General features: G+C 72.8%; 15 protein-coding genes and 2 pseudogenes. 7 read left to right on the top strand and 10 right to left on the bottom strand.

From position 1 onward, the window contains the following. Positions 1–21: 21 nt before the first annotated feature. The 3 genes from DLJ47_RS02955 to DLJ47_RS02945 all read left to right on the top strand — a co-directional run bounded on the left by DLJ47_RS02955 (position 22) and on the right by DLJ47_RS02945 (position 1,667). Complete coding sequence (locus tag DLJ47_RS02955; RefSeq protein ID WP_109898569.1) at positions 22–723, top strand: VOC family protein; 702 nt, start codon at positions 22–24, stop codon at positions 721–723. Positions 724–913: 190 nt separating this feature from the next. After that, the gene (locus DLJ47_RS02950) at positions 914–1,345 is read left to right on the top strand and encodes a hypothetical protein (protein WP_109898572.1); all 432 of its coding nucleotides are present in this window, start codon (positions 914–916) and stop codon (positions 1,343–1,345) included. A 46-nt stretch (positions 1,346–1,391) separates the two neighbouring features. Next, positions 1,392–1,667: a hypothetical protein gene (locus DLJ47_RS02945; RefSeq protein WP_109898568.1), complete on the top strand. Its 276-nt coding sequence runs from the start codon at positions 1,392–1,394 to the stop codon at positions 1,665–1,667. 64 nt (positions 1,668–1,731) lie between these two features. Here DLJ47_RS02945 and DLJ47_RS02940 read toward each other — a convergent pair whose 3' ends face one another. Beyond that, entirely contained in the window at positions 1,732–3,606 is a 1,875-nt protein-coding gene (locus tag DLJ47_RS02940) for an AfsR/SARP family transcriptional regulator (RefSeq protein WP_109898571.1), read from the bottom strand. A 517-nt stretch (positions 3,607–4,123) separates the two neighbouring features. Here DLJ47_RS02940 and DLJ47_RS02935 point away from each other — a divergent pair. Next, positions 4,124–4,576: pseudogene (locus tag DLJ47_RS02935) on the top strand (transposase family protein); the annotation flags it as partial. A 114-nt stretch (positions 4,577–4,690) separates the two neighbouring features. Here the strand turns inward: DLJ47_RS02935 and DLJ47_RS02930 are convergent. From DLJ47_RS02930 to DLJ47_RS37840, 3 genes and pseudogenes are all read right to left on the bottom strand, one after another. Further along, positions 4,691–5,224 carry an SMI1/KNR4 family protein gene (locus DLJ47_RS02930; RefSeq protein ID WP_146228014.1) on the bottom strand — a complete coding sequence of 178 codons (534 nt, stop codon included), beginning with the start codon at positions 5,222–5,224 and terminating at the stop codon, positions 4,691–4,693. Continuing rightward, entirely contained in the window at positions 5,221–6,504 is a 1,284-nt protein-coding gene (locus DLJ47_RS02925) for a polymorphic toxin-type HINT domain-containing protein (RefSeq protein ID WP_146228013.1), read from the bottom strand. The genes DLJ47_RS02930 and DLJ47_RS02925 overlap by 4 nt, the downstream gene beginning before the upstream one ends. A gap of 69 nt (positions 6,505–6,573) precedes the next feature. Then, positions 6,574–6,789: pseudogene (locus DLJ47_RS37840) on the bottom strand (RHS repeat-associated core domain-containing protein); the annotation flags it as partial. Between the two features lie 186 nt (positions 6,790–6,975). On the opposite strand from DLJ47_RS37840, the gene DLJ47_RS02915 reads away from it, so the two are divergent. Then, a complete protein-coding gene (locus DLJ47_RS02915) occupies positions 6,976–7,410 on the top strand; it encodes a TIGR03668 family PPOX class F420-dependent oxidoreductase (RefSeq protein ID WP_233257626.1) in 435 nt (144 codons plus the stop codon). 18 nt (positions 7,411–7,428) lie between these two features. Here DLJ47_RS02915 and DLJ47_RS02910 read toward each other — a convergent pair whose 3' ends face one another. The 6 genes from DLJ47_RS02910 to DLJ47_RS02885 form a co-directional block, all read right to left on the bottom strand. Next, on the bottom strand, positions 7,429–8,340 hold the full coding sequence (locus DLJ47_RS02910; protein ID WP_109898564.1) for a TIGR03619 family F420-dependent LLM class oxidoreductase: 912 nt from the start codon (positions 8,338–8,340) through the stop codon (positions 7,429–7,431). Positions 8,341–8,438: 98 nt separating this feature from the next. Beyond that, entirely contained in the window at positions 8,439–9,101 is a 663-nt protein-coding gene (locus tag DLJ47_RS02905; protein ID WP_146228012.1) for a L,D-transpeptidase family protein, read from the bottom strand. 516 nt (positions 9,102–9,617) lie between these two features. Continuing rightward, the gene (locus tag DLJ47_RS02900) at positions 9,618–10,358 is read right to left on the bottom strand and encodes a DUF4184 family protein (protein WP_109898562.1); all 741 of its coding nucleotides are present in this window, start codon (positions 10,356–10,358) and stop codon (positions 9,618–9,620) included. A 31-nt stretch (positions 10,359–10,389) separates the two neighbouring features. Further along, a complete protein-coding gene (locus DLJ47_RS02895; protein ID WP_109898561.1) occupies positions 10,390–11,100 on the bottom strand; it encodes an HAD family hydrolase in 711 nt (236 codons plus the stop codon). A 48-nt stretch (positions 11,101–11,148) separates the two neighbouring features. Continuing rightward, positions 11,149–11,916 (bottom strand): TetR/AcrR family transcriptional regulator, encoded by a 768-nt coding sequence (locus tag DLJ47_RS02890; protein ID WP_233257625.1) that lies wholly within the window; start codon positions 11,914–11,916, stop codon positions 11,149–11,151. Between the two features lie 84 nt (positions 11,917–12,000). Beyond that, complete coding sequence (locus DLJ47_RS02885) at positions 12,001–14,709, bottom strand: MGH1-like glycoside hydrolase domain-containing protein (RefSeq protein WP_109898560.1); 2,709 nt, start codon at positions 14,707–14,709, stop codon at positions 12,001–12,003. A gap of 42 nt (positions 14,710–14,751) precedes the next feature. On the opposite strand from DLJ47_RS02885, the gene DLJ47_RS02880 reads away from it, so the two are divergent. Together DLJ47_RS02880 and DLJ47_RS02875 are read left to right on the top strand one after the other, a co-directional pair. Beyond that, entirely contained in the window at positions 14,752–16,680 is a 1,929-nt protein-coding gene (locus tag DLJ47_RS02880) for an amylo-alpha-1,6-glucosidase (RefSeq protein ID WP_109898559.1), read from the top strand. 138 nt (positions 16,681–16,818) lie between these two features. Continuing rightward, a complete protein-coding gene (locus DLJ47_RS02875) occupies positions 16,819–18,144 on the top strand; it encodes a glycosyltransferase family 4 protein (RefSeq protein ID WP_109898558.1) in 1,326 nt (441 codons plus the stop codon). Positions 18,145–18,248: the final 104 nt, after the last annotated feature.

The following is an 18,248-nucleotide window of genomic DNA, read 5'->3' as shown; positions in this document are numbered from 1 at the left end:
GTGGGTGGGGATGATGGGGGGATGATCGCTCGGTTCAAGGACCTGTGTCTGGATGCGGTCGACCCGCACGTGTTGGGTGGCTTCTGGGCCCGGATCCTCGACGGCGAGGTGATGGACACCGGCGACGGGGACACCCGGGTCGACCCGCGCGGCGGCTCGGGTGCCGAGTCGATCTGGGTCAACCGGGTGCCCGAGCCGCGTACCGCCAAGACCCGGGTCCACCTGGACCTGCGGCTGGCCGACGCGGAGCCGGCGGCCCTGCTGGCGGCCGGGGCGCGGCTGGTCCGCGAGCCCGACGCGGAGATCGACTGGTGGGTGCTGGCCGACCCGGACGGCAACCTGTTCTGCACGTTCCCGCCCCGCGCGGGTGCGCAACCCGGCCCGATCGCGCTGATCGTGGACTCGGCCGACCCGGTCGCCCAGGCCACGTGGTGGGCCGGCGTGGTCGGTGGCGAGGTACGCGCCAGCGAGCGGGGGCACGCCTCGGTGCTCGGCGCGGCCGGCTTCCCGTGGCGGCAGTGGATCTTCGACCCGGTGCCGGAACGCAAGACCGTGAAGAACCGGATGCACTGGGACGTCGACCTGACCGACCCGGAGCCGACCGCCCTGATCAAGGCCGGCGCCACGCTGCTGCGCGAGCCGGACGACGCGATCAGCTGGTGGATCATGGCCGATCCGGAGGGCAACGAGTTCTGCGCGTTCGCACCACGTCCCACCCAGTGAGCGGCGGTGCTACCCAGCCGGCGGCGAGTCGACTAGCGTCTTCCTAGCTCCGCAGCCAGCGCGTTCGCCGCCGACGTCGACACGCCTCCGGCCGACCCCAGCCCGTCCGATCGGTTGGTTCTCGCGGGAACTTCCCTCTGCCGGTCCACCGGTTGGGCAGGATCGTCCCCAACGAGGAGGTGCCGTCGTGGTGCAGGACACCCGCGCTCTCGCCCTGACGTTCGAGGTGAGCGGCCTGCCACCGGTCAAGACCGAGGCGCTGTCCATCTTCGCCGCCGGCCACCGGCAGGCGACGAGGGTCCGCGCCCTGCTCGAAGCGGCCTGCGCGGCGGCCCAGCAGACCGGCTGGACTCCGCTGTCCGTGCCGATCGAGGTGGACGTGGTGCTGCGCTGCCCACCCGGGCACCGCACCTCCGACGCCAGCACGCTGCTCGGCGGGGTGTGCGCGGTGCTCCAGGACAAGAAGCGGGTGTCCAGCATCGGCCTGGCCCACCTCGGCGTCCTGGTTGACGTCGCCCTCTACGACGACGACCGGCAGATCCGCCGGCTGTCGTACGTCGAGGAGCCGGCGGAGGACTTCTCGTACCAGGTGCGGGTGGCCGCCGTACCGAACGTGGTTTGACCGACGGCCGCGGTGGGGTACCGCGGACGCCGACGAAGGGAGCGCCATGTCGGAGCCACATGTCACGCTGGACCCCCGCGGACTCGACCCCGTGCAGCAGAAGCTGCGCGGCCCGCTGGAGGATCAGCTGACCTCGGCGCTGCGGGCGGCGACGGAACGGGTGCGCGCCGGCTACGCCGGCGAGCCGGTCGAGCAGGTCTGCCAGCGACTGCTCGACGAGACCCGGTCCGGGCTGCACCCCGACATCGCGGCCGGCTTCGAGCCGGACATGGACGAGTTCTGCCGGGTGGCGGTGGCCATCGTCCGGGGCGAGGGCTCCTGACGCGCTGCCCGCGGCACTCGCCGTAGCGCCTCCCGTCCTGCCTGCCCGTCGGTCCCGGCGCCGGTCAGGCCGCCGCCGACCCGGCTCGCCAGCCGGGGTGCTGGGTCACCGACGGCATCGCTGCCAGCTCGACGGCGTAGTCGCGCACCAACGCGGGCAGCCGGTACCCACCCGGTTCGTCCCGGTGGACCAGGTGCGCGTCGACCAGGTCCTCCAGTGCCTGCCACACCCGCCGGGTGGACACGCCGAGCCGAGCCGCCGTCCGGTCCGGTGCGGCCACCGCGTCCGGCGATTCGCCGAGGAGTTCGAGCAGCCGGCCGGCCAACTCGTCGGCGGCGCGGGCGGCGGCGACATTGACGGCCAGGCTCGCCCGCACCGACAGGTGCCCGAAGGCCAGCAGGTCCAGCCGGTCCCGCCGGTCGCGTAGCTGCTCGGCCAGGGCGGCCACCGGCAGCTGCGGCCGGCTGGCCAGCCGCGAGCCGGTGACCTTCAGGGCGAGCACCGAGCCGGCGCAGTGTCGGACCAGCTCGGCGGTGGCGGCCGGATCCGCCTCCAACCGCTCGGTGCCGGTCAGCGCGGCGAGCAGCGACCGCGCCCCGGCGGCACCTACCGGCGCCAGCGCGACCCGGCGAACCCCGTCCAGGCTGTGCAGGTGCCGCTGGCCGACCACGATCAGCGCCGGCCCGGCACCGGCCGGGATCAGCGGACGTACCTGCTCCGCCCCGGTGACGCCGTCGAGCACCAGCAGGATCCGCCGCCCGGCCACCCGCGACCGGTACCACCCGGCCCGCTCGTCGCCGCCCGCCGGTACCTCCGCGGCGGGCAACCCGAGAGCACGCAGTACCCGGCCCAGCACCTCCTCGGCGGTCACCGACGGCTGCGAGGCGACGTCGACGAAGACCTGCCCGTCCGGGAATTCGGCGGAGACCTCGTGCGCCGCGCGTACCGCCAGGGCGGTCTTGCCGCTGCCGGGCGGACCGCTGACCACCACCGCAGCCGGCGTCGCGCCGGTCACCGCCCCGACCAACTCCGCCACCTCCGCCGTACGCCCCACGAAGGTGACCAGGTCGGCGGGGAGCTCGCGGGGCACCACCGGGATCGGTACCGGCACCTCGGCGCCGCTCTCCGCCGCCTCGGCGGCCGATCCGGCGGTGGGCACGCGGTCCGTCGTCCGCACGACCGGCAGCTCGTCGGCGTACGCCAGTTCGGGCGCGCGGTCGAGCATCGCTCGGTGCAGCGCGCCCAGCTCCTCCCCCGGGTCGATGCCGAGCTGTTCGCGCAGCGCGGCATGGGCGTCCCGGTACGCGGTGAGCGCCGCCGGGACGTCTCCGCACCGGTAGAGCGCGAGCATCAGCTGCCCCCAGGCGCGCTCCCGTAGCGGGTGGGCGGCGAGATGGCGACGCAGCTCGGGCAGCAGGTCGGCGTGCTCGCCGGCGGCCAGCCGGGCCTGCGCCAGTTCCTCGAAGACCTGGCGGCGCTGCTCCTCCAGGCTCGCCCAGTGGTTGTCCAGCGCGGTGCCGCAGGGCAGGCCCTCGCCGGCCGGCCCGCGCCACAGCCCGAGCGCCCCGGTCAGCTTGCCGATGGCCGCCACCGCATCCCCCGCCGGCAGGTCCGCCCGGCCGGCGGCCGCCAACCGCTGGAACTCGTCGACGTCCACCTCGTGCGGCGACAGCCGCAGCTCGTAGGCGACCGGGCGGGCGATCAGCCGGTCGCCGAGGGCGTGGCGCAACGCGGCGGCGTGCGACCGGAGGTTGGCGACCGCGGAGGCGGGAGAGGCGTCGCCCCAGACCATCCCGGCAAGGCGGCTCAGCGACACCGGGCGGTTGGCCTCCATCGCGAGTCCGGCGAGGACGGCCCGGCGCTTAGCCGCGCTCGGCGTGGCGATCCGGCCATCGACGTACAGCTCGGTGCTCCCGAGCAGTCTGATACTGATCTGCATGTGGCGCCCCCCGTTGCGCATTGAGCGCGCTCAGGCTAGGCGGGCGGTCGATCAAGCAACAAGCAACTATGGCCATCAATTCTTGTGATGAAAACCGACATCGCATCGCGGCGAGTCGATGTAACGGAATCACTACGCAAGACGTTGCAGGTCGCGATCAGCTTGCGGGGGACCGCGACACACAGCTTGCCGTTCACTCGACGCGCGGCGGCGGCCCGATCCGGTGCGCCGGACCCGGATGACATCCAGCGTGGCGGATCGGCGTGGCGGAGACGGGCCACTGGTCCGGTACGCCTGTCGGGGCGCACCGGACCGGTGGCGATTCACCGTTGTGCCAGGGTCGTCAGCCGGCGGCCGAGCCTCGCTCCTCTCCGCCTCCGGTCAGTGCGGTGACCGCGGCCACGCCTGACGGACTGCCGACGAACGACTCGAGAATCGAGGCGTAGCCGCGACCTGCAGCGATTTCCTGCCGCATCTGCGCCAAGGCCGCCGACGCCTCCTCGCAGACCGCCGGTACCGGGTCGCCGACCAGAGGCCCTACTACTCCGGGAAACACAAGCGGCACGGCGTGAACGTACAGGTCATCGCGGACGCGGCGGGCCGCCTGGTCTGGGCGTCGGCCGCGCCGCCCGGCGCCACCCATGACCTGAGCGCCGCCCGCGCTCACGGCATCATCGAGGCGCTGACCGGCGCCGACGTGATGACCTTCGCGGACAAGGGCTATCAGGGAGCCTCCAGAAGCATGCGCACGCCGTTCAAGCGCCACCGGTACCGGCCGAAGCTGTTCCGCCGCCAGAGGGCCGTAAACCGTACGCACGCCCGAATCCACGCCTGCGGCGAACGCGCCATCGCCACGCTCAAGACCTGGAAGCTCCTGGCCAAGCTGCGATGCTGTCCCCGCCGCGCGACCGCGATCGTGCAGGCCATCCTCGTCCTGCACCACGTCGAGACCAGCCGCTACTCAGAATGAAACGGCTCACTGCTCGGCGCCGGGCCACCTGAAGGTGGCCCGGCGCCCATACCAGCAACTCAATTACCCATCAAAGGATTTGAACTTCGGGTGCCGACTCGGAAGTCCTTGACATCACAGTCGACTGTAAGCGTGTGGAGAACGAGAGAAGAGCCCTTCAAACACGGGAAACTCTATCCGGCCGACAAGGAGGTTGTATATGCACTCCGTAGCAGACATGTCGAATTCGTACCAATCCTCGAGATCCGCGTCCACGATCAGCACTCCCCATTGATCTTCCGGCCGGCCGGGCCTGGCGATCCAGTAGAAGTAGTTCGCTTCAACAAGAGCAAAAGCAATCAGACGGTTGCCCTCACTGAAGTACTTCTCGGGAAGCACCCTAAATCCTCGATCTTTGATGCGCCGCCAGGCCGAATCGCGCTCCGCGACCAAATTGGCGAAATCCATGTGCGTTTCGCGGCTATCCGGCTCGAAAAGGCACAGGCAATCATCCAAGATGCTTGCGCCGCCGAGACCAGCCACCAAGGCCTTGTAGTCCTGAGGTACGCGCGCACCGATCTCGGATTCCGCACGCTCCCATCGCCACTCCGAAGGCACTGGCCTGGGCGAAAGTAAGTCTATGATCTCTGCTGACAGATCGCGCATCATCGTCGGAACGGCTCATTGAAGATGACATCACGAATGATCAACGGGTCCGGGCCGCTGCCGACAGCCTCAATCATCAGCGCGAAGGGGCGCGGATCTCGGCCCCCGTATATCGGAGTCACGCGATAGTCCACCGTCTGTCCCTTGTTCATGACCGCATCGTAAATAGCACCTTCAAAGTCATCGCGATGGATCGGGCTGTTGGCGTACCGGTGCATAGCCACGAAATTTCTGGGATCGTTATTCGATCCGCCGAGCCTCGCTCCAAGCAGATGTGTTTGATTATCCTGCACGGACACGTAGCCAGGAATCGGCTTTGACAGACTCGGCTTCGTCTTCTTCTTATTTTTTGCAATAAAGTCCTTCGTAAGGAGCACCCTCATTCCACTGCGCTGGCCATCGCTGTTGATCTCGCCGTAATCCGGCCCGCAGTTGTGTACCAGGACGGGCGTCTTGCCGGCTACCACATAGTACGTGTGGAATCCGGCGACGGTGAGGTCACGCATGTTCTTGCCGCCGCTGTAGTTGCGGACTGCGACGACGGTGACGCTGTCACCGTCAGCAGTGCGCAGCTCGTGCCCGACGACCAGGTCGGCCGCGTACACCCATTCATCGCTGGTCTCGTCCCAGAACGGATGGTGTTGGGTGGTCTTCAGGACCGTCGTAGCGCTGTCGTCCGTGCCGTCCGTGGGCGTGACGTCCTCGACGGTGACGGTCAGGTCGGTCAGATCGGTGTCGTGGTTGGCGTGGAGCTGCTCGACGGATTTGGCCTCGGTCTGTCCGCTCTCCGGGTCGGTTGCGGTGACCTCGTCGCCGAGCTCGATGTCCTCGATGGGCTTGGTGGAGCCGTCGGCCATCAGTACCGGGGTGGTGGGGTCGAAGCTGTGCTTGCAGCCGCCCCGGGGCTTGATGGCGGCGCCGAGGGCACCGCCGGCGGCCCCGTCCAGCACGAGTTGCCGCCAGTCGACGCTGCCGGTGGTTCCGTACTGGGTTACGGCGCTTTCGGTGACACCGGCGGCGGTGCCGGCGACGGCCTGGACGCCCCGGGCGCTGGCAGCGACCCCCGCCTTGACAAAGAGCAGCCGTGCACCCGCCCCGGCCCCGCCGCCCAGGGCTGCGGCGCCGAGGGCGAACGATGCCGCCTGGACCCGGTGCCCGGGCTCGGCGGTGTAGCCGGCGTAGCCGACGGTGCCGCCGACGACGGCCGCGGTGAGCACGCAACCCCAACCGGTGCCGCAGGCGAGGATGGCTCCCGCGGCGCCCGCGACCATGAGCCCGGCCACGATCGCGTTCTCGGTGTCCTGGCCGTCCCATTGGAAGCCGGAGCCGCCGCTGGGTGCCAGGCCCGTCGGGTCGGAGAGGCTGATCGGGTTGTGGTGGGCGTAGGCGTACGGGTTGAAACTGGTCGGGTTGCCCAGGTCGACCAGGGGGTCGGGAGCGATGAACGCGCCGGTGTCCGGGTCGTACTCCCGGGCGCCGACGTCGAGCAGTTTTGTGGACGTGTTGGCGGGTGCGTTGAGGAAGCCGCGGTCCGTTGGCCAGTCGGTGACCGCGGCGCGGTCGGCGCCGTACGGGGTGTACCAGCGTGTGCCCGAACCGTAAGATCACCCATCTATACGGAGCAATATCGTCGCCATACCGTCACTTTCTGTAGTGCATGACGCGCCAGGGGACGCGAGGGTTTCCGGCCCCCGTTCGGCTCCGGTCGGCGGATGTCGGCACTCCCCCGCCCGGGCTCGGCTACGGTCTGGCCTGTGCAGGCCCACGAACTCCGGCACCGGGTCGGATCGGCCCGGGTGGCCCGGCTCGGCACCGTCCGGCCCGACGGGCGCCCCCACCTGGTGCCGGTCTGCTTCGCCATGCTCGGCGACGTGGCGTACCACGCCGTGGACGAGAAGCCCAAGACCCACCGGCGGCTGCGCCGGCTGGTGAACATCCGGGCGACGGAGCACGCCTGCCTGCTCGTCGACGAGTACGACGAGGACTGGTCGGCACTGTGGTGGATCCGCCTGGACGGTCACGGTCGCCTGGTCGGGGACCCGGCGGAGGAAGCCGCCGCCCGGGCGGCGCTGGCCGCCAAGTATCCGCAGTACGTGGAGCGCCCGCCGGGCGGACCGGTGGTCGCGGTCACGGTGACCCGGTGGTCGGCGTGGTCGGCGGCCAGAGGAGCGGTGGAACTGACGGGGTGAGCGGCGCCTGGTCCGGGCTCACCAGGTCGGCGCGAGCGCGTCGAGCACCTCGTCGGCACGGCGCAGCGATACCTGCGGGTGCGCCGAGGGTGAGCCGATCTCGGGGTCGAAGTTGAGGTCGACGAAGAGTTCCGTGATGCCCGCCTCGGCAAGCCGGCCGAAGTCCGACCGGATCTGCTCCAGCGTGCCGGTGAGCGGTGTCCGGTCGGCCGCGCCCGCCGGGCGTACCTGCACCGCGCCGCGGCAGACGAACCGCAGCGATCCGGGATCGCGTTCGGCCTCGGCTGCCGCCGTCCGGACCGTGGCGACCGCCTCGGCGACGCCCGTCAGGTCAGCCTGGCTGCCGCTGATCCAGCCGTCGGCGAGCCGGCCCGCCCGGCGCAGCGCTGCGGGTGCCTGGCCGCCGAGCAGGATCGGCGGGTGCGGTCGCTGCACCGGCTTCGGGTCCATCCGGGTCGGCGGGACCTGGTAGAACTCGCCGCGATGCGCGATGACCTCGTCCTGCCAGAGGCTGCGCAGAACGGTGACGAACTCGGCGGCGCGCTGGCCCCGCCGGTGCCGGCTCGCGCCGGTCGCCCGGTACTCCTCGTCCGACCAGCCGAGGCCGAGCCCGACGTCGAGCCGTCCGCCGGTGAGGATGTCGAGGGTCGCCGTCTGCTTGGCCAGCACGACCGGGGAGAGGAACGGCATGTTGAGCACCGCGACGCCGAGCCGGATCCGCGAGGTGTGGGCGGCGAGGAAGGCCAGCGTGGTCAGCGGATCCTGCACGCTGTGGTACGTCTCGCTCCAGCCGAGGTCGGCGGGGGCCAGCAGACGCTGGAACGCCCACAGCGAGTGGTATCCGAGCAGTTCCGCGCGCCGGGCGACGTGGACCATGTTCTCCGCGGTGGCCCATGAGCCGGAGACCGGCGGGGCGAATCCAATCTCCACTCCGGCACGCTAGCCGGTGCGACCCCGGTCGACGCCCGGAACGGAACGACGAGGGCCGCCCCGGTCGGGACGGCCTTCGAACGGAGTTGGGCGCGAGGTCAGTACCGGCCGAGGTTCTGCACCGGGCAGATCACGATCCGCGGCGCGCGCGCCGGGTCCAGCCAGGTCAACACCCGGACCAGGTTGGCGTGCGAGAGGCTGACGCAGCCGGCGGTCGCGTTGCCGCCGCTGGTGCTGAACTCGTGCAGGAAGATGCCACTGCCGGCGTTCGGGATCGGCTCTGGCACGTTCGGCGGCATGTTGTACGTGATCACCGCGAAGTGGGTGTACGCGGGGATCTCCTTCCACAGCGCCTCGCTGAAGCCACCCGGGTTGGTGGTGCTGTGCTGGAAGGTGTTGTACAGCGGCGATTCCGGGTTCTCGTTCCACCAGTCGTTGGTCACCACCCGGTGGTACGGGTAGCGCACCCCTGGGTCGGCGCCGATGCCGTACATCGTCTCGCCGAACGAGTAGACGCCGGTCGGCGTGGTGGGCACGCCCTCGACGTGGTTGTCGCTGAAGCCCCGGGAGCCGATCCGCGCCGGCAGCGGGGGGAAGACCGCGACCCAGTGGCCGCCGGCCACGGCGAACGTCTCCAGCGTCGCGTACGTGGTGTTGTAGCCGTTGCCGGTGACGAGGACGACCTGCCGGGTCTCCTCCGGCAGCGTGGTCAGCGCCGACGCCCGGTTCGGCGGCGGGATCGGCCGCCCCCGCCCGGTCACGAGCACCTCAGCAGGACGGCGGTACGCACGGAAGATTGTCTCCGTTCCATTCGCAGCATGATCGCAGTTCCGGTCCGGGCCGGCTGCCCCGGAAATGGTGAGGAATCTCAGTCGGGGACAGCGGCGGGTCGGTGTAACGGGATCGGCGACCCGGACGCAGCAGCACGCCCGCCGACGTTCCGGAAGACAGGACGGGTCAGGACCGGGTCCGCAACTCCCCGGTCCTGACCCCCAGCCGTCCGGCGTGGTAGCGGACTTCGCCGGATTGGACGCGCGGGCGTGGCACGCCGCCCACGCTCGGCTCAACCCGACGAGCCGGCCCGCCTGCACTCAGCTCCACGGTGCCCAGCTACCGGACTTCGGTGCGCTCCCGACCCACCCCGAAGAGCCGTGAGCGCCGGATCAGGCTAGGCGGGTCCTTCCAGGTCGGACAAGACACGGGAGGCGTGGTGGAGGGTGATTGATATCAACGTTGAAAACCGGCATGTCGGCGTAACACGACCGTCGACAGGAGCGCTATTTCCGGTCGGAGCGACCTCTGCGCGGACGCCGCGCGCGGCGGGCGGCGAGGCCACCCACCAGCAGCGCGAGCGCCAACACGTGCAGCAGCCGTACGCCGGTGGCGGCCGGCTGACCGGCGGCCGGCAGGGCCGGCAGCAGCGCCACCCCGCCCAGCGCGGTCGCGACGGCGGCCCCGCCGAACACCGCCGGGCCGCCTGGCGCCGGTCGCCCGTTCACCATGCCATGCCGGCGCGCGAGGCGCCGGGCCAGGTCGACGGCGACCGCCGCACCGAGCAGCGTGCTGCTCAGGTCCGCCACCGTCCACCAGTGCAGGCCGGTCCGGGCGTACCAGTCCACCCCCAGCGCCCGGAGCCAGCCGTCGGTGTGGGTGAGGTGGTCCCAGCCGAGATGGGTGACGGCGCCGAGCAGCGCCGAGCCACCGGTGATCCACCATCGGGGCACGCTCGTCCGGGCGTCCGCCACCCACCCGGTGGTCGCCCGGCCGGGCAGCCACGGCGCGACCACGGCCGCGCAGCGACGAGCCAGCCAGGCGTAACCGAGGGCCACCGGCAGGCACCACCAGAACAGGCCGGCGGCGGTGTGGTTGCCGCCGACCTCGAACCGGGTGCCGGCGGCCAGGTACGCGACGTCCGGCGACACCGCACCGGCGGCCAGCGCCACCCCGTCGAACCAGCGCGGCCGCCACAGCTTCAGCGGCAGCACGGCGGCCAGGTGCGACGGGAACGTCAGCGGCATGGCGGCCGGTGCCGTCAGTCCCGGGACCGGCTCAGAAGTGCTTGAGCAGGTCGGGGAAGGCGGTCAGGTGCAGCACGCCCGGGTCGGCCGGGTCGAGTTCGTCGTGCTCCAGCACCCAGGTGTTGTCGTTGGGGATGAACACGGCGTTCATGCCGGCCGCCCGGGCCGGCAGGATGTCCGACTTCGGGGAGTTGCCGATCATCCACCCGGCGGCCGGGTCGAACCCGTGCTCCCGGGTCAGCCAGCGGTACGTGTCGACGTCCTTCTCCGGCACGATGTGCGCGGCCTGGAAGTGGTGCAGCAGCCCGGAGGCGTCCAGCTTGCGCTGCTGCTCCTCCCGGTCCCCCTTGGTCAGCAGCAGCAGCGCGTGCCGGCCGGCGAGCTCGTCCAGCGCGTCGGCCACCCCGGGCATCAGCTCGACCTGGTGCTCCACCAGCGCCACCGCCAGCTCCTGGATCTCCCGGCGCTCGGCCTCGGTGGCCGGCCGCTGGCGCAGCCGCTCCAGGCACTCGCCGAGGCTGTGCAGGAAGACCTTGCTGCCGTAGCCGTGCACGGCGGCGTTGGCCCGCTCGATGTCGTCCAGGACGGCGCGGATCGCGACCCGGTCCAGGGTGGGGTGGTCCAGCCAGGCCAGGAAGTCGTCGATCACCCGCTCGAAGAGCAGGTTGTTCTCCCAGAGCGTGTCGTCGGCGTCGAACACCAACACCTGCCCCGGGGGCACCGTCGCGCCACCGCCCGTCATGCCGTCCCCTCCCCGTGCCGGGCCGGTCACCACCTGGCCCGGCGGGGACTATAGGGCACCGCCGCCGGAGCGCCCAGGGACTTTCCCGCGGCGCGGGGCCGGCGCCACCGGCGGCTCCAGCAGCCGGGTGGCGATCATCTCCTCCCGCTGCTCCTGCGCCTCCGGCCGGAGCCGGCCGCCGCGGGTGAGCATGACCACGCCGTGCAGCAGACTCCAGCCGAGTTCGGCGAGGGTGTCCGGATCCCGGCCGGCGGCCAGCGGCGCCACGGCGGCGCGCAGCTGCGCGAACGCGGCGGCCGGGGTGACCGGCGCCCGGTCCGCGCCGAGCGTCAGGTCGGGGGTGTGCGCGAGCATCGCGTCGTACACCTCGGGGTTGGCGTAGGCGAAGTCGAGATACCCGGAGACCACCGCGGACCAGGCCCGGCGCGGGCCGTCGGCGGCCGACCGGGCGGCGGTGAGCGCGGCGGCCAGCTCGGCGAAGCCGCGCACCGCGACCGCGGCCAGCACGGCGTCCCGGTCGGCGAAGCACCGGTAGAAGACGCCGAGGTCGACCCCGGCGCGCTCGGCCAGCCGGCGCGGCGTGACCGCCGGCCAGCCCTCCGCCTCGGCCAGCTGCCGGGCCGCCGTGACGATGGCCGCCGCCGCGCCCGGCTCGGCGGGGGCCGCGGTCTCGACCTGGTCGGCGTGGGTCGCGGTCTCGACAAGGTCGGCGGGGGTCGCGTCCCCGCCCGGGTCGGGGCGGGTCGCGGCGGCACGCCGGTCGGCGTGGACGGCGGCCTCGCGCCGGTCGGCGTCGCCGTCCTGGTCGTCGGACACCTCGCCGAGCCTAGCCGCGGTCGCGGACCGTGAGCGGCCGGCGACGGATTGGCGACTGTTCGCCGCCGCGACACAATCCGCAGGTCAGCGGCGCAGCGTCAGGATCAGGTCGGCCACCAGGGCGGTCCAGCCGGTCTGGTGCCAGGCGCCGAGCCCCGCCCCGTTGTCCCCGTGGAAGTACTCCGGGAACGCGATCAGGTCCCGCCAGTCGGGGTGGGTCTGGAAGAGCTGGCAGGCGCCGTAGATCGGCCGGCGGCCCCAGCCGTCCCGGGTGAACAGCGCGATCAGCCGGGCCGAGAGGTCGTCGGCGATCTCGTCCAGCGTCCGCTTCACCCCCGACCGGGTGGGGTACTCCACGCGCAGGTCGTCGCCGTAGAAGGCGGCGTAGTCGCGCAGTGCGCTGATCAGCAGGAAGTTGGTCGGCATCCAGATCGGCCCGCGCCAGTTGGAGTTGCCGCCGAACAGCCCGCTGGTCGACTCGGCCGGCTCGTAGCCGACGCAGAACTCCTGACCGCCGAGGGTCACCGCGAACGGCTTGTCCAGGTGCGCCCGGGAGAGCGTGCGCAGGCCGTACTCGGAGAGGAATTCGTCGGTGTCGAGCATCCGGGCCAGCAGCCGGACCACCTGCTCCGGGCCGACCATGGACAGCAGCCGCTGCTGGCGGCCGTCCGGGCCGAGCCGGCGGGCCCCGATCACGTCGGCGTACTCGGGGCGGTTGGTGAGGAACCAGCGCAGCCGGGCGCCCAGCTCGGGCAGCCGGTGCAGGGTACGCGCGGTGAGCCGGGTGACCGCGGCCAGCGGCAGCAGCCCCACCACCGAGCGGACCTTCAGCGGCACCTTGGTGCCGTCGGTCAGCCGCAGCACGTCGTAGAAGAACGCGTCCTCCTCGTCCCAGAGCCCCTGCGAGTACGCCGCCGCCGCGATGTACGCGAAGTGCTCGAAGAACTTGGTGGCGGTGTCCACCCAGGTGCGGTCGTGCTCGGCCAGCACGATCGCGATGTCGAGCAGGTTGAGCGCGTACATGGCCATCCAGCCGGTGCCGTCGGACTGCTCCAGCACCCCGGCCACCGGCAGCGCCGCCGACCGGTCGAACGGCCCCACGTTGTCCAGCCCGAGGAAGCCGCCCTCGAAGACGTTGTTGCCGCCGGTGTCCTTGCGGTTGACCCACCAGGTGAAGTTGAGCAGCAGCTTGTGCATCACCCGGGCCAGGAAGTCGTGGTCCCGGCTCCCGTCGATCTCGAAGACCTTCAACGCCGCCCACGCGTGCACCGGCGGGTTCACGTCGCCGAACGCCCACTCGTACGCCGGGATCTGCCCGTTCGGGTGCAGGTACCACTCGCGCAGCAGGAGCAGCAGCTGCTCCTTGGCGAAGCCCGGGTCGACCCGGGCGATGCTCACGCAGTGGAAGGCCAGGTCCCAGGCCGCGTACCAGGGGTACTCCCACGGGTCCGGCATGGAGATCACGTCGAAGCTGGTCATGTGCCACCAGGCGCTGTTGCGTCCGTGCCGGCGCCCCGGTGGCGGCGGCGCGGAGCCCGGATCGCCCTCCAACCACCGCTTCACGTCGAAGTGGTAGAACTGCTTGCCCCACATCAGCCCGGCGATGGCCTGCCGCGCCACCAGGGCCTCGTCCGCGGTGGCGGCGGCCGGGATCACCCCGGCGAAGAACCGGTTCGCCTCCGCCCGCCGGGCCCACACCACCGCGTCGAAGCCGGCGCCCAGGTCCGCCGGCGGCGGCGCGGCGTCGCCGGGCGGCGGGGCGGTACGGGTCAGCCGCAGCCGGATCTGCCGCTGTTCGCCGGCCGGCACGTCCAGCACGTAGTGCAGGGCGCCCTTGGTGCCCTCCCGCGCCGGGTTCACCGTCGCCGCCCCGTTGACCACGTGGTCGTTGATCCCGTCCTTCGGGTACCGGGAGCGGCCCGGCAGCCCCCAGAGCCGCTCGGCGTTGGTGTCGTTGTCGCAGAGCAGCGGGGTCGGCGACCCCTCCCCCTCCAGCAGCAGCTGGCCGAGCACCCGGTGCTCGCCGACCAGCCGGGACCCCGCCCCGACCAGCCGGGGGATCCGGTCGCCGCCCGGCAGCCCCCACGCCCAGGTGTTGCGGAACCACAGGGTGGGCAGCACGTGCAGCCGGTCGTCCCGGTCACCCCGGTTGGCCACCGTGATCACGACGCACAGGTCGGTCGGGGACGCCTTGGCGTAGTCGACGGTCACCGCCCAGTACCGGTCGTCGTCGAAGATGCCGGTGTCGACCAGCTCGTACTCGGTGTCGTCCCGGCCGCGCAGCGCGTTGACCGCGACCAGCTCGTCGTACGGGAAGGCGGCCTGCGGGTAGTGGTAGCGCCAGCGCATCCACGAGTGGGTGGGCGTGGAGTCCTCGTACCACCAGTAGTCCTTGGCGTCCTCGCCGTGGTTGCCGCCGTCGCCGCCGAGGCCGAACATCCGCTCCTTGAGGATCGGATCGCGGCCGTTCCACAGGGCGAGGGCGAAGCAGAACGTCTGCCGGTCGTCGCAGACGCCGGCCATGCCGTCCTCGCTCCACCGGTAGGCTCGGGACCGGGCGTGGTCGTGGGGAAAGTAGTCCCACGCCGTGCCGTGCTCGCTGTAGTCCTCCCGCACCGTCCCCCACGCCCGTTCGGACAGATACGGACCCCATGCCCGCCAGTCCTGCTCCCCCGCGTCGGCCTGGGCGAGCCGGATCCGCTCGGGGTCGGGCGCGGGCGCGTTCGTCGGCGGCACGTCGGTGATCACGTGCACATCTTCGACGCCGCCGGGGTACTCCACCACAGCGGCCATTCTCGTCGTGGCGTGTTACACCCCGCCGCGGGTGGAGGAAAGTTGATCGAGATTCGGTTCGGTTCGCAGGTGTGCGGGCAGCTCAGCAGCGGTGCGACCCGGGAGTGGCTGGTCACCGACGGCCTCGGCGGGTACGCCATGGGCACGGTCAGCGGGCTGCGGACCCGCCGCTACCACGGGCTGCTGGTGGTGGCCGGCGAGACGCCGGCGTCCCGTCGGGTCGGCCTGGTCAGCCTGGACCCGGCCGTGCTGCTCCCCTCCGGCGCCCGGGTGCGGCTGGGCGCGCACGAGTGGGCCTCCGGGGTCGTCGACCCGCCCGGCTTCGAGCTGCTGGAGCAGTTCACCCTGGTCGACGGGGTGCCCCGGTGGCGGTGGCGGCTCGGCGACGTGGTGATCGAGCGGGAGCTGGCCATGCGGCACGGCCACCGCTGCGTCGCGGTGGTGCACCGGCTGGTCGCCGGCGGCCCGGTGCGCCTGGAGTTGGCCGCGGCCTGCACCTGGCGGGACGCGCACGGCGAGCGCCGCGCCGGCGGGCCGGCGCCCCGGGTGGAGCCGGTGGCCGGCGGGGCGGTGGTCGAGGGCGCGTTCCGGCTCGCCGGGCCGGACTGGACCCCGGCGGGCCAGTGGTGGCTGGGCGTGCACCACCGGGAGGAGGCCGAGCGGGGCCTGCCGCCGAGCGAGGACCTCTGGTACGCGGGCCGCTTCGCCGGCGTCCTGGAGCGCCCGGGCGACACCGTGTCGGTGCTGGCCTGGGCCGGCGACCTGGCCGAGGAGCCACCCTCGGCGGCCGAGGTGATCGCGACCGCCCGGGCCCGCAACCGCCGGGTGGTGGCCGCCGCGCGCCCCGCCGACGACGTGGCCGGCACCCTCGCCCTCGCCGCCGACGCGTTCGTCATCCGTGCCGCCCGGGGGCCGGACGTGGTCGCCGGGTACCCGTGGTTCGGCGCCTGGTCGCGGGACACGATGATCTCCTACGAGGGCCTGTTCCTCGCCACCGGCCGGGCCGACGAGGGGCGCGAGCTGCTGCGGTCGTACGCGGCGACGCTGTCGGAGGGGATGCTCGCCAACACCGCCGACACCGGGCGGGTGGAGTACAACACGGTCGACGGCACGCTGTGGTTCCTGCACGCGGTACGCCGGCACGTCGCCGTCACCGGCGACACCGACCTGGCCGCCGAGCTGCTGCCAGCGCTGCGCACGGTGGTCGACGCGCACCTGGCCGGCACCCGGTACGGCATCGCCGTCGACCCGGCCGACGGGCTGCTCACCTCCGGCGCCCCGGGGGCGGCGCTGACCTGGATGGACGCCCGGGTGCACGGGGTGCCGGTGACGCCGCGGGCGGGCAAGCCGGTCGAGGTCAACGCGCTCTGGATCAACGGGCTGGCCGGGCTGGCCGAGTTGAGCGAGCTGGCCGGGCGGGACGCCGCCGAGCTGCGCCGGCTGCACGAGCGGGCGACCGCCGCGTTCCGCGACCGCTTCCCCGCCCCGGCCGGCTGGCTGTACGACGTGGTGGACGCGCCCGCGCCGGCGTACCCGCTGGGCGCGGAGCGGCACGACGACGACCTGCTCCGCCCCAACCAGCTGCTGGCCTGGTCGCTGCCGTACGCCCCGCTGGAGCCGGACCCGGCGGCGCTGCGCCGGGTGGCCGCCGGGCTGCTCACCCCGCTCGGCCCGCGTAGCCTCGCCCCGGGCTCCCCTGGGTTCGTCGGGCGGCACCGGGGCGGGCCGGCGGAGCGGGACGGGGCGTACCACCAGGGCACCGTCTGGCCGTGGCTGCTCGGCCCGTACGCCGACGCCTGCCGGCGGGCCGGCCTGCCGGTCGACGACCTGTTCGTCGGCGTGGAAGCCCACCTGGCCGAGTACGGCCTGGGCTCGGTGAGCGAGACGGCCGACGCGGACGCCCCGCACCGGGCGACCGGTTGCCCGTTCCAGGCCTGGTCCGTCGCCGAGCTGCTGCGGGTGCGCCGTTAACGGTTTACACCTCTGCAACGACCGCGTCTCCGCTGGTTAGCCGGTCGCCCGCAGGATTGGATCCGATCCAGCCGCGACGACGGGCACCGGCGCAGGTGCCGGCCGGCGCGCGCCTGGGGACAACTCAGAGGGGGCCGCATGTCACCTGACGCCGACGTGATCGACATCCACCCCGCCCGGCACCTGCGGGTGCTGATGCTGTCCTGGGAGTACCCGCCGGTGCTCGTCGGCGGCCTCGGCCGCCACGTGCACGCCCTCTCCGTCGCCCTCGCCGCCGCCGGCCACCAGGTCACCGTGGTCACCCGCCACGCCGACGGCGCACCCCTGGAGGAACACACCGACGGCGTACGCGTCATCCGCGCCGCCGAAGACCCGGTCACCTTCCCCCTGGCCACCAACAGCCTGCTGGCCTGGACCATGGCCTTCAACCACACCCTCACCCGCGCCGCCCTGCGCGCCACCGACACCGCCGACTACGACGTCGTCCACGCCCACGACTGGCTCGTCGCGCACACCGCGGTCACCCTCGCCGAGCACCTCGACCTGCCCCTGGTGACCACCATCCACGCCACCGAGGCGGGCCGGCACCAGGGCTGGCTGCCGGAGGAGATGAACCGCACCATCCACGGCGTCGAACACTGGCTGAGCAACGCCTCGACCCGGGTGATCGCCTGCTCCGGCTACATGCGCGACCAGGTGACCACCCTCTTCGAGGTGCCGGCCGGGCAGGTCGACGTGGTGCCCAACGGGGTCGACGACCGGGCCTGGCGGGCCCGTCCCCGGGCGGTGGCGTCGGCGCGGGCCCGGTTCGCCGGGGACGGGCCGCTGGTCGGGTACGCCGGCCGGCTGGTCTACGAGAAGGGCGTACAGCACCTGGTGCACGCGGTGCCGTACCTGCGCCGGCGGCACCCCGGGCTGCGGGTGGTGATCGCCGGGGACGGGCCGTACCGGGCGGAGCTGGAGGAGGAGGCGCGGCGGCTCACGCTCGGGCCGACCGTACGCTTCACCGGCTTCCTGGACACCACCCAGCTGCCGGCGATGCTCGGCGCCACCGACGCGACAGTGGTGCCCAGCCTCTACGAGCCGTTCGGGATGGTGGCGCTGGAGGCGGCGGCGGCCGGCGCGCCGCTCGCGGTGGCCCGTACCGGCGGGCTCGCCGAGATCGTCGAGCCGGGCGTCACCGGCGTGACCTTTCCGCACAGCGATCCGGACGCCCTGGCCGGCGCGGTCGGCCAGCTCCTCGGCGACGAGGTCTTCGCCCGCCGGGTCGCCCGGCGTGCCCGGACCATGGTGGGTCGGCGCTACGGCTGGGCGAGCATCGCGGGCCGGACCGCCGGCACCTACGCGACCGCGCGCCGGGAGCAGAGCCAGTGGCGGGCCCGGCGTGCGGCCCGGCCGGCCGGCGGCCAGCGGCTCGTCATCCCGGAGGGCAACCTGCTCGGCGCCGGGCACGCCGCCTGCTGAGCCCGGCCGGCCCGCCGACCGTCACGGTGTGGCGGTCGGCGCCGGGGCCAGCGGGGTGGCGCCGTCGCGGGGGTGGCGGGCGGCGGCCCTCGCGGCCAGGCCGG

Source organism: Micromonospora sp. S4605 (assembly GCF_003176715.1).
GTDB lineage: Bacteria > Actinomycetota > Actinomycetes > Mycobacteriales > Micromonosporaceae > Micromonospora > Micromonospora echinaurantiaca.
The sequence above is the reverse complement of the archived record's forward strand: the minus strand, read 5'-3'. Positions and strand labels throughout refer to the sequence as shown.